Origin of the sequence: Parasulfitobacter algicola (assembly GCF_013315265.1) — a bacterium.
Classification (GTDB): domain Bacteria; phylum Pseudomonadota; class Alphaproteobacteria; order Rhodobacterales; family Rhodobacteraceae; genus Parasulfitobacter; species Parasulfitobacter algicola.
Window position 1 is genome coordinate 334,839 of the sequence record NZ_JABUFE010000002.1, and the last position, 14,308, is coordinate 349,146.

Annotated in this window: 15 protein-coding genes; 7 read left to right on the forward strand and 8 right to left on the reverse strand. The window is 52.4% G+C overall.

The window, feature by feature from the left end; genetic code table 11:
* Nucleotides 1-59: 59 nt before the first annotated feature.
* On the reverse strand, nt 60-545 hold the full coding sequence (locus HRQ87_RS05470; RefSeq protein ID WP_174136054.1) for a PaaI family thioesterase: 486 nt from the start codon (nt 543-545) through the stop codon (nt 60-62).
* Nucleotides 546-582: 37 nt separating this feature from the next.
* Nucleotides 583-1,449 carry a methylenetetrahydrofolate reductase [NAD(P)H] gene (metF, locus tag HRQ87_RS05475; RefSeq protein WP_174136056.1) on the reverse strand — a complete coding sequence of 289 codons (867 nt, stop codon included), beginning with the start codon at nt 1,447-1,449 and terminating at the stop codon, nt 583-585.
* 96 nt (nt 1,450-1,545) lie between these two features.
* On the opposite strand from metF, the gene HRQ87_RS05480 reads away from it, so the two are divergent.
* Both HRQ87_RS05480 and HRQ87_RS05485 read left to right on the forward strand, forming a co-directional pair.
* Nucleotides 1,546-2,451, forward strand: coding sequence for a LysR family transcriptional regulator (locus HRQ87_RS05480; protein WP_174136058.1), 906 nt, complete (start codon nt 1,546-1,548; stop codon nt 2,449-2,451).
* A 66-nt stretch (nt 2,452-2,517) separates the two neighbouring features.
* On the forward strand, nt 2,518-3,306 hold the full coding sequence (locus HRQ87_RS05485) for an inositol monophosphatase family protein (RefSeq protein WP_174136061.1): 789 nt from the start codon (nt 2,518-2,520) through the stop codon (nt 3,304-3,306).
* Here HRQ87_RS05485 and HRQ87_RS05490 read toward each other — a convergent pair.
* The 3 genes from HRQ87_RS05490 to HRQ87_RS05500 form a co-directional block, all read right to left on the reverse strand.
* Nucleotides 3,303-4,403 carry a pyridoxal phosphate-dependent aminotransferase gene (locus tag HRQ87_RS05490; protein WP_174136063.1) on the reverse strand — a complete coding sequence of 367 codons (1,101 nt, stop codon included), beginning with the start codon at nt 4,401-4,403 and terminating at the stop codon, nt 3,303-3,305. The two genes, HRQ87_RS05485 and HRQ87_RS05490, sit on opposite strands and share 4 nt — an antisense overlap.
* 200 nt (nt 4,404-4,603) lie before the next feature.
* Nucleotides 4,604-6,292 (reverse strand): phosphate ABC transporter substrate-binding/OmpA family protein, encoded by a 1,689-nt coding sequence (locus tag HRQ87_RS05495; protein WP_174136065.1) that lies wholly within the window; start codon nt 6,290-6,292, stop codon nt 4,604-4,606.
* A gap of 247 nt (nt 6,293-6,539) precedes the next feature.
* A complete protein-coding gene (locus tag HRQ87_RS05500; RefSeq protein ID WP_174136067.1) occupies nt 6,540-6,992 on the reverse strand; it encodes an Lrp/AsnC family transcriptional regulator in 453 nt (150 codons plus the stop codon).
* Between the two features lie 72 nt (nt 6,993-7,064).
* Between HRQ87_RS05500 and HRQ87_RS05505 the strand changes: the two genes are divergently transcribed.
* The 5 genes from HRQ87_RS05505 (at nt 7,065) to HRQ87_RS05525 (ending at nt 11,518) form a co-directional block, all read left to right on the forward strand.
* A complete protein-coding gene (locus HRQ87_RS05505; protein ID WP_174136068.1) occupies nt 7,065-7,661 on the forward strand; it encodes a LysE family translocator in 597 nt (198 codons plus the stop codon).
* A 108-nt stretch (nt 7,662-7,769) separates the two neighbouring features.
* The gene (locus tag HRQ87_RS05510) at nt 7,770-8,051 is read left to right on the forward strand and encodes a hypothetical protein (RefSeq protein ID WP_174136070.1); all 282 of its coding nucleotides are present in this window, start codon (nt 7,770-7,772) and stop codon (nt 8,049-8,051) included.
* Nucleotides 8,052-8,213: 162 nt separating this feature from the next.
* Complete coding sequence (locus HRQ87_RS05515; protein WP_174136073.1) at nt 8,214-9,500, forward strand: DUF3422 family protein; 1,287 nt, start codon at nt 8,214-8,216, stop codon at nt 9,498-9,500.
* A 13-nt stretch (nt 9,501-9,513) separates the two neighbouring features.
* The gene (locus HRQ87_RS05520; protein WP_174136075.1) at nt 9,514-10,680 is read left to right on the forward strand and encodes a M20 aminoacylase family protein; all 1,167 of its coding nucleotides are present in this window, start codon (nt 9,514-9,516) and stop codon (nt 10,678-10,680) included.
* 37 nt (nt 10,681-10,717) lie between these two features.
* Nucleotides 10,718-11,518: a glycosyl transferase gene (locus HRQ87_RS05525; protein WP_174136077.1), complete on the forward strand. Its 801-nt coding sequence runs from the start codon at nt 10,718-10,720 to the stop codon at nt 11,516-11,518.
* Between the two features lie 96 nt (nt 11,519-11,614).
* On the opposite strand, the gene HRQ87_RS05530 is transcribed toward HRQ87_RS05525, so the two are convergent.
* The 3 genes from HRQ87_RS05530 to serA are packed head-to-tail and all read right to left on the reverse strand — an operon-like array spanning nt 11,615 to nt 14,282.
* Nucleotides 11,615-11,956: a hypothetical protein gene (locus tag HRQ87_RS05530; RefSeq protein ID WP_174136079.1), complete on the reverse strand. Its 342-nt coding sequence runs from the start codon at nt 11,954-11,956 to the stop codon at nt 11,615-11,617.
* On the reverse strand, nt 11,953-12,678 hold the full coding sequence (locus HRQ87_RS05535; protein ID WP_174136081.1) for a metallophosphoesterase family protein: 726 nt from the start codon (nt 12,676-12,678) through the stop codon (nt 11,953-11,955). The genes HRQ87_RS05530 and HRQ87_RS05535 overlap by 4 nt, the downstream gene beginning before the upstream one ends.
* A gap of 8 nt (nt 12,679-12,686) precedes the next feature.
* The gene (serA, locus tag HRQ87_RS05540) at nt 12,687-14,282 is read right to left on the reverse strand and encodes a phosphoglycerate dehydrogenase (RefSeq protein WP_174136083.1); all 1,596 of its coding nucleotides are present in this window, start codon (nt 14,280-14,282) and stop codon (nt 12,687-12,689) included.
* Between the last annotated feature and the right edge of the window lie 26 nt (nt 14,283-14,308).

The window sequence follows — 14,308 nt, forward strand, 5'->3', positions numbered from 1 at the left end:
CCTTAACAAATCTTGATGAACCCTAGAACGCCAATCCTGTAAATACCAGATATTGCTAATTATTCGTCTTTGATCTTCATGATGATGCAAGTGGTCGACCCGGTTGCATAAAGTGTGCCATCAGAAATCCCGCGAATTTCACCTGTCGCAATGCCCGTTGATCTGCCTGCATGACTGACCACGCCTGTGGCCTCTATTTCAGTATCCAAGGGGATGCTGCGCGCGATGTTTATTTTGTATTCCAATGTCGTATAAAGCGACCCCTTTGGTACTTTGGTCATCACAGCACAAGCCATCGCGCTGTCCAGAAGCGTGCCATACCAGCCGCCATGCACGGTGCCCATTGGATTGGTATGCGCAAAACGGGGCGTCCCGCGAAATGTAACGCGACCTGGTTCAACCATGTGCAGGTGATAATTGAGTGTATCCCCAATTGGTGGCGCGGGCATCTGAGCATCTAAAATAGCTCGCATTGCCTCAAGCCCAGACATCGACAAAAGCTTGTCCCGGTTTGGAAGATCTTCAAAAGACAGGGCTTTTAACATCGCACACTCCGCATAATTCACGCGAAGCGTATCTGGCTTAGGCAACGTTTTCCAGACGCACTTGCGGTGTCACACCAAGTGCATGGCACACATCACGGGTCAACTCGGGGCGGTTGAGCGTATAGAAATGAAGATGATCTACCCCGCCTTCCAGCAAATCGCTGCAAAGTTCGCTGCAAATTGCAGTGGCCAGAAGATCTTCGCGATCATCGCGCTTGGCTGTAACAAAGGTGTCGTCTAGCCATTGCGGAATTGTGGTGCCACAACTTTGGGCAAATTTGCGCACGCCGGTCCAGTTTTCGATTGGCAAGATACCAGGAATGATCGGCGCTGTGATCCCTGCCTTATCACAAGCATCACGGAACCGGAAAAAGGTATCCGCTTCAAAGAAAAACTGTGTGATTGCGGAATGCGCGCCCGCGTCGATTTTGCGTTTCAACCAGTCCACGTCGGCCTGTGCGCTGACTGCTTCTGGGTGCGCCTCGGGGTATGCGCCGACCCGAATGTTGAACTTGCCAGTTTCTGCCAAGGCTGTGATCAATTCGCATGAATCATTAAAGCCATCTTTATGTGGCTCAAACCCGTTTGATCCTTTTGGTGGATCGCCCCGCAATGCGACAATATCAGTCACGCCTGAGACTGCATAGCTTTCCGCAATTTCAAGGGTTTCGTCGCGTGTTGCATCCACGCATGTCAGGTGCGCGGCCACGTTCAACCCGCTTGTTTTATGGATTGCATCAACCGCCTCATGCGTCAATTTTCGTGTTGTTCCGCCCGCGCCATAGGTCACGGAAACAAAATCTGGCTGCAAAGGCGCAAGTGTTTGAACCGTATCCCACAGTCGAAATGATGCCTCCAAAGACTTGGGTGGAAAGAATTCGAACGAAATCTGCGGACGGGTCATCATGTATCCAGTCGTTTTTGGTTTCGCTCTTGTCGCATTTCGCTAAAGATGAAACAACTTCATAATTCTCAAGATAACTATGAGTCTAACCCCAAGATGCATATTGAGTTCCGCCACCTGCGCACAATAAAAGCCATCCATGACACGGGCGGGCTGGCCAAGGCTGCAGATCAGCTGAATATCACACAATCCGCCCTAAGCCATCAGGTCAAGGGCATTGAGGAACAAGCGGGCGTCGAGCTGTTCGTGCGTCGGTCTAAGCCATTGAAACTATCTTCGGCGGGTATGAAACTGCTGGCGACAGCTGAAAAAATCTTGCCCGAAATCGCAGCGCTTGAGGCCGACTTTGCAGGGCTGCAAGCGGGCAAATCCGGCCGTCTGCATATAGCCATCGAATGCCACGCCTGCTTTGAATGGCTGTTTCCCGTGCTGGAAGAATTCCGCAAAGCCTGGCCCGATGTGGACGTTGATATCTTGCCGGGGCTTGCATTTGATGCATTGCCAGCATTGCGTCGCGAAAAGGTGGATCTGGTGGTGTCCTCTGATCCTGAAACACTGGAAGGTGTTGATTTCAATCCACTTTTTGATTATTCGCCCATGTTTGTTGCCTCAAGCCAGCATCCTCTGGCTAAGAAAACCTTTGTTGAGGCACAGGATTTTGCAGGCCAAACGTTAATCACATATCCGGTTGAACGCACACGTCTGGATATCTTTAGCCAGCTTTTGATCCCCGCGCGCGTTGAACCAGCCGCTATCCGTCAGGTCGAACTGACGGCCGTTATTTTACTGCTGGTCGCATCAAACCGCGGTGTTGCTGTGCTGCCCGATTGGGTCATTCGAGAGGTAAAATACAACTCTGATTACGTGACGCGCCCATTGACGAAAACCGGTATCACCCGGCGGCTTTACGCGGCGACCCGTACGGACGACACGACAAAACCCTTCATGGCTCATTTGATCAGACTGGCCAGGACAGAGGCCGTTAAACTGCAGCGGGCCTGAATGTTGCTTGGCATTCGCCATTGGCCCGGCTATATGCCCGCCTTGGCATGAATATTGGAGTCCGCGATGGCTGGCAGTGCAAATCTGAACGTTATGATCAAAGCAGCCCGCAAGGCCGGACGTGCTTTGGCAAAAGACTTTCGTGAAGTTGAAAATCTGCAGGTGTCCATGAAAGGTGCCGGGGATTTCGTCAGCCGTGCCGACATCAATGCAGAAAATATCATCCGCGAAGATTTGACCCTGGCGCGGCCTACCTATGGTTTTTTGGCAGAAGAAAGCGGCGAAACCGAGGGCGAAGATCCCACTCGCCGCTGGATCGTTGATCCGCTGGACGGCACCACCAATTTTCTGCACGGCATGCCGCACTTTGCGGTTTCTATCGCATTGGAAAATAAGGGACAAATCATAACGGGCGTGGTTTATGACCCCAGTAAGGATGAACTGTTCTGGGCCGAAAAAGGTCAAGGCGCATGGGTCAATGAAAGCCGCTTGCGGGTGTCAGGGCGCAACAAGATGATCGAAAGCGTTTTCGCCACGGGATTGCCATTTGGGGGCAGTAAAAATCTGCCACTAACGCTTCAGGAATTGGCGCGGCTTTTACCGGCAACGGCAGGCGTGCGACGGTGGGGGGCGGCTGCGCTGGATATGGCTTACGTGGCTGCGGGCCGATATGACGGATTTTGGGAACGTGGGCTTAATAATTGGGATTTGGCGGCAGGCCTGATCATTTTGCGTGAAGCTGGCGGATTGGCTGAGCCCATTGATAAAAAAGCAGATATTTTGGAAGATGGTGAAATTATCTGCGCGAACGAGGCGATTTTTGATCAGTTTGCGAAAGTGATCCGCAACGTTTAAATTTGCTGCAATGCGATGGGCAGGGCTTTTGCAAATGCTGCCATGTCGTCGGCTGTGCCGCAACTGACGCGGATACAGCGGTCTTGCGGGGCGACGAATGGCATCCGTACAAAGATACCCTGCTTGATTAAATTGGCGACAACAGCGCGCGCGAAACTGCCATCCTTCCCACAGTCGATGGTGACAAAATTCGTGGCTGAAGGTAGCGGTATCAGCCCATTTTCTTTAGCAATTTCAGATATTTGTATGCGCGACATTGATATTCTGGAAATAACATCGGATAAATATGCCTGATCATCCAAAGCCGCCAAAGCGGCAGCTTGTGGCAACCGACCGACACCAAAGTGATTGCGGATTTTATTGAAACTTTGGATCAAATCGGCTTGACCGATTGCATAGCCAATACGCAGGCCTGCCAGACCGTAAGCCTTTGAAAATGTACGCATTCTGATGACATTCGGATTGGACGTATCCAAAGGCGGTACAGCGTCGTGTGGCGCGCAATCTGCATAGGCTTCATCCAAGATCAGCAGACACCCACCAGGAAGTTTTTCTATCATTTTTTCAAGGGTTTGCGCATTATGCCAACTGCCCATCGGGTTGTCGGGATTGGCCAGATAAATTAGTTTAGCGCCTGTTTTGGCGGCCATCGCGATCAGGCCATTTGGGTCTTCGTGATCATCACAATAAGGCACTTTATGCAGCATACCGCCAAAGCCTTGGACGTGATAATTGAACGTCGGATAGGCCCCGTCTGATGTCACAACCGCATCGCCGGGCGAGATGAACAGACGCGCCAAATAACCAAGCAGCCCGTCTATTCCTTCGCCGACAATGATGTTGTCCATCGTAATATTATGATGCTTTGCCAATGCGTTACGTAATTCATAAGCTTCGGGATCGCCGTACATCCATATATCAGACGCCGCATTTCCTATGGCCTTCAGAACCTTTGGGGACGGACCAAAAACGCTTTCGTTTGCGCCAAGCCGCGCTGTGAAACCGTGGCCCATTTGGCGTTCCTGGGTTTCAGGACCGACAAACGGAACGGTTGCGGGCAGGGTCTGGACAAGGTCGGTGAATATAGGTGTTTTCATGGGCGCGACGTAACCCAAATTTTCAGCCCGTCGCAAGCAAAACCCGAGTTTTGTATATTTTGTACACGGGTTATGTACATAAATTTTTGTACAAAACTTTGCTGTTGGCCGTTTGCGATCAGAAAGATCGATGATTGATCATAAACCGTGTGACCCAACCATTCGGAATGGGGCGCCCACCGCAGCGCGCGCCCGATTATTTATCTAACCCAAACTTCGACCCGGCGGTTCATACGGCGGCCCGAGTTTTCTTCGTTGCAGGCCACGGGTGACAGTTCGCCATATCCAAGCGTGGTTAATTTTACGTTGGCCGCAACGCGGGGATCCAATGCATTCTGGATCGTGGCGCGCACGGTGGCGGATCGGCTTTGCGACAGGTTTGTATTCGCCTCAAACGATCCAATTGAGTCCGTGAAGCCGACAAACACAATCTCAGAGGGTCGGTTTTCTTCGATATAATCCGTGATCCGTTTGACATCGGCCTGCGAACGGACGTCCAGACGGCTGGACCCCAGTGCAAAGCGAAACGTCGTGGACAACCGGCGTGCGGACTGCATTTCGAACAGCAGATTGCGCAAGATGCCCAATTCGAACGCATCATTTGTCGACAGGATTAATTGTTGGGTCCGACCTGTGACGGCATTCTGATCCTGTTCGATCACCGACAGATCGATAAAGCCTGCTTTGTTCACAAGCCCGTCGACCTCGCGATTGTCGATGTAATCCAGAAATTCCTGCGCCTCGGGTGATACAACACGGCGGTTATAGGCATAGAACCGGCGTTGAAGGGCGTATTCTTCGCTTTTGATATTAAAGATGCTTGGTTCATTGATCATCCCGCAAGACGATTCAATCGGCAATGCACGTGTGCCCCGCTTGTTTGCAAAGGGCACAAGGCCGATACCATTTGGATCTGACAAGATATTGGATGTCATTTCGCGCATGGTTTGAACCGGGATGATATCTTCGCCCAGTTCTTCGTCGACGGGTTCCAGAACGACCTCTTCGACATAATGAATAGCCGCGTTTGTTTCATCAAAGGTATAGACGTTGATCGGTGCGTTCAGACCGCCAAGTTGCGACCAATTTGTGATGTCGCCTGAAAAAACGCGTGCAATATCTTCAAGCTTGATTTTCTGCAGCGGGTTGCCTGGTGCGACGGCCACGACCAGCCCTTCAACAGCCAGAACGTGTTCCTGGCCTGGGTCGGTAATCGTGCCACCGCCACCTTCGGCGACTTCTTCGATGTCATCGGGTTCGGCGGGTTCATCCAGAAAGATGATTTCAACTTCGCCCTCGGACAGGGCTTCGATGGCTTCTTCTTCCTCTTCTATTTCGATGCCGTAATAGCGGATCACTTTATCATCTTCATCTAAGATACGGATGCTGATGCTGTCTTCTGCTTCATCTTCGCCGTCTTCGATTTCTGGCAAAGCACGGCCGATATCATCGGGAAGTGCCTGCCCGAATGAATCAAGAGAAACGACATTGCCCTGATATTTGGCAGCAATCCCTTCGACAATAACGGGCAAAAGCTGATCGGCGATACCTGCGGAAGCAGCGATTTCAAAAGTGGGCTCGCCAAGGTCCAAATTGTCATCATCGTCGTCATCATCTAAATCAGGGCAACCGGGACCCGTACAATCGAACATATCTGCGTTCAGCTTGATATTTCCGATGGATGTTTTGATGGTATAAGCGCCGTCTTCGGCTTCAATCAGGTCGCCAGTCATCACGACCTCTTTGTCTTTTGATGTAAGAGTAACGACCTCAGCGATTGCTGGTTGTACTGCTAGGATGAATGCAAGTGCTGTGCAACATACGGCTTTGATGCCAAATCCATGTTCACTAAGCTGACTTGATTCTACGAACTTTTTAGTATCGATCAACTCAACACTCCTAATCATTAATGCCCCGTTTTCAGCGTCTGCCTTTTCACAGGGCAAGTCTAGAAAGAATAACGTTGCAATATGAAAATCCACTAATAAAGCAATATTATTACAAATATTAGTTCATACGAGAAATATAATATCAATTTTTGGATAAATTAATCTATTATTAATCATTAATTAATTGAAAAATAATAGTTACCAGGTTGATTCTCTTTTCAGAATTGAGTCGTCGGCGTTAACTTGCCTATGCGCGTTCGTCCTTGGGTGACGACATAACGACATAAGATGTGATGGCATTCACTTGCGGCAATGTGCCTAAAACTTCGGTATGAAAATGCTTGTACGCGGCCAGATCGGTGGCTTCGACCCGAAGGATATATTCGACCGTTCCGGTTATGTTATGACACTCTCGAACTTCGGGGGTTATCGACACCGCTTTTTCAAATGCAGCCTGTGCAGTTTTGGTGTGAACCGACAGCCCGACCGTTATATAGGCGATAAAGCCGATCCCGCGGGCTGACGGATCAATCACAGCGCGATAGCCAAGGATCACCCCGCGCCGTTCAAGATCTTGCACCCGGCGCAGGCAGGCCGACGGCGATAGACCCACGCGACTGGCAAGATCCAGATTGCTGATCCGCCCGTCGCGCGTCAGTTCTTGCAATATCTTATCGTTTATCAGATCTGATTTCGTCATAAGTTGCAAAAATAGTTCTAATATAGTGCAATATGCAATTTATTTTCGGATAAATCAGCATAGTGTGTCCGAATGATTGATTACAGCCTGATCCTGCCCCTGATTTTATTTGCGTTTTCTTCAACAGGAACGCCAGGGCCAAATAATATCATGCTTCTCGCATCAGGGGCCAACTTTGGTTATCTGCGCAGCGTGCCGCATATGGTTGGGATCTGGGCAGGTCTTGCATCAATGATGATCATTATGTCGATGGGACTGTCGCAAATCTTTGATGTTTATCCAGTGGCGAAAACCGTACTGAAGGTGCTTGCGACAGGTTATATGCTGTGGCTTGCGGTCAAAATCGTGCGTGCAGCCCCAGTCAAGGAAACAGATGCGCCAGGACGTCCGATGACACCGCTGCAGGCTGCATTGTTCCAATGGGTTAATCCCAAAGCCTGGGCCATGTCGGCCGGGGCGGTAACCCTTTATGCGATTGGTACAGGCTGGATTGCAATTGCCGGTCTGGTCGTCATTTTCGTCATCGTATCGCTGATCACCAACAGCACCTGGATCGTTCTGGGCAAACAGGTCACGCGTTTTTTATCAACGCCCCTGCGTTTGCGGACATTTAACGTCGTTATGGCCGTTTTGTTGGTCGCATCGCTTTATCCTGTTCTGATCGAATAAACGGTCTTTGGCGTGTTTCTGCCGAATGCAGACTATATTTCACTACGTGTGCGACGGAATATTTGCGCCATATCGTTTCATGGATGTTCTTTAAAAAGGAGACCACTGATGAAACGTTCGATTTGGATGATAGGCGCCAGCATGGCCCTGACAATATGTATGCCGGCATTTGCGGATAATCCGATAAAGCGACTGGACCGCATTGAAGACCGGATAGATCGACGCGAGAACGTTATTGATCGCAGGGTAGATCACGGCCCAGTTGACAGAATTGAAGACCGGATAGATCGCCGGGAAGATCGCGCGGACCGGCTTGGGTATCGCGGATCACGCGCCGTTGATCATCACGAAAGGCGCAAAATTCGATACATCATCCGCAATCGTGATTAAGGCGATATTTGCGATCTGCCCTGTATCTTGGGCAGGTCGCATTTTGATCAATTCGCATCTGCATACCGATGTGTACCCGTAAGTAACCGATTTATTTCTATTTTTTAGTTTACAGTTTTCTGTACCCGTCTAGTTTATTGGCAAGCCAATGGACGCATAGACATGAGCCCGATAGACGATCATCCTTTACGCTATACGCTTGCCAATGAATTGCACGCGCGCCCGTTCCCGTCATTGAATGCGCCGTGCATGGCGGCCTATCTTGCGATCAAACAGCCATCCAATGCCGCCGCGCGGGATCGGGATCAGGACCGCGCGCATCTGTTGGCCTTGCTGGACCGGCACGGTGTGCCGCACCCTGCGCCAGGGGCGACGCATTATTCCGGTAATCTGGGACGCTTTACACTGAAATGGGAACAACACACAGAATTTGTGACGTATACGGCCTTTGATGAAAGCGTAAGCGAGCGGCCTTTTGATCCGGCCAGCTTCGATGTTTTCCCTGAAGACTGGCTGGCCGAAGCACCGGGCGCACGCATGACATCCGCCCTGATCCGCGTCGAAGAACGACCCGAAAACGACGATCAGGTCGCCGAAAAACTGGCCGAATGGTATGTGGCCGAAAGTTTGGCCGTCAGCCGCGTTCTGGACGACACTGCCGTTATCGCGGGTGATTTTCGGATTGATCCAGCAGGACACATGCGGTTTTCGGTTTTTGTGAACAAAGACATCGGCGCACGACGGATCGGGCGGGTGGTACAACGCTTGTGCGAGATCGAGACTTATAAATCGATTTCGATGCTGGCGTTGGCGCGCGTGCGGGACATGTCCGGTCAGATCGGTGGGATCGAGGCACAGCTGTCCAGCCTGATGGGGGATATGGCCAGTGATACGGCTGCGGCTGATAATACCTTGAAATCGCTGCTGTCCATATCGGCCGATCTGGAAAATCTGATTGCGCAAAGTTCATTCCGCTTTGGAGCGACAGGTGCTTACGAGGCGATTGTGACCCAACGGATCGAGGTTTTGCGCGAAGAGCGGTTCAAAGGACGGCAAACGTTTTCAGAATTCATGATGCGGCGTTTTGATCCGGCGATGCGGACTGTGAAATCATCCGAAAGGCGACTGCATGCGATGGCTGAACGGGCCATTCGTGTGGGCAATCTGCTGCGCACGCGGGTTGATGTGGAACGGTCTGCGCAAAACCAGACACTTTTGGAAAGCATGGATGAACGCGCTGGATTGCAGTTGCGATTGCAAAAAACAGTCGAAGGACTTTCTGTCGTGGCGATCAGCTATTACGCCGTTAATCTTGTGCTGTATATGATTGGGCCAACAAGTGATATATTCGGGGTATCGAAACTGCTGTTGACGGCGCTTGCGACCCCGGTTGTTATTTTGGCTGTGTGGTGGATGGTCCGTCGGATCCGTAGATCTATGGAAAAATAATAAAGGATATCTGATGCCGATCAAAAACCGTCTGGCGGAATTGCATGATGAAATCACCGGATGGCGACGCGATCTGCATGCACATCCTGAATTGATGTTCGACACCCATCGCACATCCGCTTTCGTGGCGGATAAGCTAAAGGAATTTGGCTGTGATGAGATCGTAACTGGCATCGGGCGTACGGGTGTTGTCGGCGTGATCAAAGGCAAGTCTGACAGCGCGGGGCGTGTTGTGGGATTGCGCGCGGACATGGATGCGCTGCCAATCCTTGAGGCGACGGGAGTGCCCTATGCCTCGACCGAGCCGGGCAAGATGCATGCGTGCGGGCATGATGGGCATACGTCAATGTTGCTGGGTGCTGCGAAGTATCTGGCCGAGACGCGGAATTTCGATGGCACCACTGTCGTCATTTTTCAACCTGCCGAAGAGGGCGGCGGTGGCGGGCGCGAGATGGTCGAAGATGGCATGATGGATCGGTTCGGCATTCAGGAAGTGTACGGTATGCACAACTGGCCGGGCCAGCCCGTGGGCCGCTTTGCAATCCGACCGGGGTCGTTTTTCGCAGCCGCAGATCAATTCACGATCCAAGTGACAGGTAAGGGTGGCCATGCCGCAAAACCCCATGAAACCATCGATACAACCGTGATCGCGAGCCACATCGTTTTGGCCTTGCAAACGATCGCCAGTCGTAATGTGGACCCGGTCGAACAGGTGGTCGTTTCCGTGACCTCGTTTGAAACCGAAAGCAAGGCGCATAATGTGATCCCCGGAATGGTCACGCTGAAGGGCACTGTGCGCACGATGGACGCGGATGTTCAGGATCTGGCGGAACGACGACTGGTCGAGATTACCGAACAAACCGCACAGGTCTTTGGCGGGCAGGCACAGGTGGATTATCTGCGCGCCTATCCGGTCATGGTGAACGCCACAGTCGAAACCGAATATGCCGCTGCGGCTGCGCGTAAGGTCAGCGGACAATGTGATGACGCACCCCTTGTCATGGGGGGCGAAGATTTTGCCTTTATGCTGAACGCGCGGCCTGGGGCTTATATTCTGGTGGGCAATGGCGACACGGCACCTGTGCATCACCCCGAGTATAATTTTGAAGACGATGTGATCCCCGCAGGCAGCAGCTGGTGGGTCGAGATGATCGAAACCCGGATGCCCGCCAACGGATGACCTTGCCGCCTGCGCGTGCGCAGGCTAGGGATCGGACATGGAAATGGCAAACATCATCTGCATCAAATGGGGCACGCTTTTCGGGCCTGAATATGTCAACCGGCTGTATTCCGGTGTGCGGCGTAATCTGCGCAAAGACATACGCTTTTTCTGCATGACTGAACAAAGCGATGGCATTCATCCTGATGTGGAAATCCTGCCGCTGCCGGTTGAGCCGTTTCATGATGAAATGAACGCGGCCCTTGCTGTGGCGAACCGTCAGGGCGCGATGCGCAAGGTCAGCCTGTTTCGGCCCGGTCTGGTACCGGATCTGCGGGGACCATTTTTGGGCTTTGATCTGGATGTGGTGATCACGGGCGATCTGGGACCGATCTGGTCGGATGCCCCGGGCAAGGTTGCAATGCGTGCCGATTGGGTCGAGGCCCGGCGCGGGCGCCCCACAGGTCATGGATCGGTCTTTCGATTTGATCCTGCGGTGCATGGGTATCTGTATGATGATCTGGCCGCCAAGCCCACGGCCCAAGTCGAAAAAGCCCGCGGGTCAGAACAGCGCTATACCTCGACCAATGCACAGGAACGGGGGGATTTTCATTATATTCCCAACGATCTGGTGGTCAGCTTCAAGCATGATTGCCTTGGCCTGCCACCGGTGAATTACCTGCGTGCCCCGCGCCTGCCGGATAATGCGCGCGTGGTGTGTTTTCACGGCCGCCCAAAGATGCCCGAAGCGGTTGAAGGCTATCGCGGATCCTGGCTGCGACATTCGCGCCCTTGCGATTGGCTGCAAGATCATTGGATTGATCGCACTGCCGTTGATTTGGGCCCGGAATACAATTGAGCGCGCTGGGCGCGCGCATTTTACCCGCGTGGTGCCCACGCGATTTTGCCTGCGGCGCGAATATTTTTTACCAAGAAGAAGGCGTTATGGCGTCTGCTATGAGCAGTCTTTTGACGATGCTGGCCCGGCTACAAACATATTTTCGCGTAAATGTTTGACCTTGAAGATACGGTTTTGAAAGTATCGGCCTGAGGCGATGAACTTTATCTGGTCACGATCAAAGGCCGCACCATCTTCAATTTTTTCTATATATGAATAACCGGGTTCAAGTGTGCCCAGAGACGTCCGTTTCCCACCCGCATCCATCCGCCAGATATCCATCGGATAGTCGCATTCATTACTAAATGACAAAACTCCGCCTGGGGGCGGTCTTGTTGCGGGATCGTTACTGCAGGCCGACAGCGTCAGGATAATTGCGGGGATAAGACAGCGTATCATGATGTCGCTTTCAGGGCGGCACGACCCGTTTGTTTCAGCACCCAACAGTCTGCGCCTTCAAAGACAGCAGGGATCAGAGGGCGACCGTAGCCTGCACCGCCATCCAGATCGATGCGGTTGCCGAAGTGTTCAGGATGATCCAGCGCGGTATGGCCGTGGACGATCAGCTTATGGTGCGGATCGGTGTGGGTGACGAATTCTTCGCGGATCCACAACAGGTCATTTTCGGCCTGATCCTGCATTGCAATACCGGGGCGGATGCCCGCATGAACAAATTGCAGATCATCGCTTTCATGCACTAGGGGCAGGTTTTTCAGAAAATCAATATGGGCCTGGGGAACGGCGCACCGCGCTTCATCGTGCAGATCGCCAAGGCGGCGGCGTTCTTTGGTTTCCAGACCATATGAGGCCAGCGTTTCCAACCCGCCCAGACGGTCGTGCAGCCAATGCAGATCGATGAACAGATGCGGGTCCTGAATGGGGTGATCTTCCAGAAACCATTCGAACATGCGATCGTGGTTACCTTTAAGACAGGTCCAGGGTTTGCCTACATTGACCCCATTGATCAGGGTATCGAGCACGCTACGGCTGTCGGGCCCACGATCCACATAGTCACCCAGAAAGACGATTTCCGCATCCGGACCACCATCGGCGTGGATCAGATCAAGCGCGCTTTCCAGCATTTCGATCTGACCGTGGATGTCGCCGATGGCGTATAGCATATGGTGTCCTAACTGATATCAAAGGCCAAAGGCTTCACCTGTGTGAATTTGCCTGTTGCGGTCAGTTTGTCCAGCACGTTTTCCGGGATAGGGTTATCAACGTAAAGCAACGCAATCGCTTCGCCGCCAACATCGGACCGGCCCAATGTAAAGTTCGCGATATTCACGCCGTTTTCGCCCATGGTTTGGCCCAAAAGGCCGATGATCCCGGGGGTATCTTCGTTGGTGGTGTACAACATATGCACGCCGATTTCGGCATCGATATTGATGCCTTTGATCTGGATAAAGCGCGGTTTACCATCGCTGAAAACCGTACCTGCGATGGACCGTTCACGTTTGTCCGTGACGACTGTGACCTTGATATAGCCCTCAAACACACCAGTTTGATCCTGACTGGTGGTCGAGATTTTGATGCCGCGTTCTTTGGCGATCACGGGGGCCGATACCATGTTCACATCCGGATTGGATTTTTTCATGATGCCCGCGACGACGGCACAGTTCAGCGCCTCAAGGTTCATGGCGGACACTTCGCCGTCATACAGAATGTTGATCGCCTTGATCGGTTCGTCCGTCATCTGTCCGATAAAGGCCCCCAGATGCCCGGCCAGCTTGACCCAGGGGCCCATGATCTTGGCCTCTTCGGCGGTCACCGATGGCATATTTAGTGCGTTGGTCACAGCCCCGGTCAGCAGATAATCCGACATCTGTTCGGCCACTTGCAGCGCGACATTTTCCTGCGCCTCGGTCGTGGCCGCGCCCAGGTGCGGGGTCACAACGACATTCGGCAGGTTGAACAGGGGGCTTTCGGTGGCGGGCTCAACCGCGAAGACGTCGAAGGCGGCACCCGCCACGTGGCCGGATTTCAGGGCTTGGGCCAGGGCCTCTTCATCGACCAGACCGCCGCGGGCGCAGTTGATGATCCGCACACCGGGCTTGGTTTTGGCGATATTCTCAGCCGATATAATATTTTTTGTCTGATCCGTCAGCGGCACATGCAGCGTAATAAAGTCAGCTTTTTCAAGAAGTTCGTCCAGTTCAACCTTTTGCACGCCCATCTTGTCGGCCTTTTCCTGACCCAGATAGGGATCATAGGCCATGACCTTCATTTTCAGGCCGTGGGCGCGATCACAGACAATCCCACCAATGTTGCCCGCACCGATGACGCCAAGGGTTTTACCGGTCAGTTCAACCCCCATAAAGCGGGATTTTTCCCATTTACCTGCGTGGGTCGAGGCATTGGCCTCAGGAATTTGCCGCGCCACGGCCATCATCATCGAAATCGCGTGTTCGGCCGTGGTGATCATGTTGCCAAAGGGGGTGTTCATGACGATCACACCCTTTTTGCTGGCGGCTTCCCGGTCGACGTTATCGACACCGATCCCTGCACGACCGATGACCTTCAGATTATCCGCAGCGGCCAGGATTTTTTCGGTGACTTTCGTGGCGGATCGGATGGCAAGGCCGTCGTATTGGCCAATAACCTCCAGCAATTTATCCTTGTCTTTTCCTAGGTCTGGCTGGAAATCCACATCGATCCCGCGGTCACGGAAAATTTGTACAGCGGCATCGCTGAGTTTGTCGGAAATAAGAACTTTGGGGGCCATTTGGGGCTCCTATCTTTGAAAGTGGG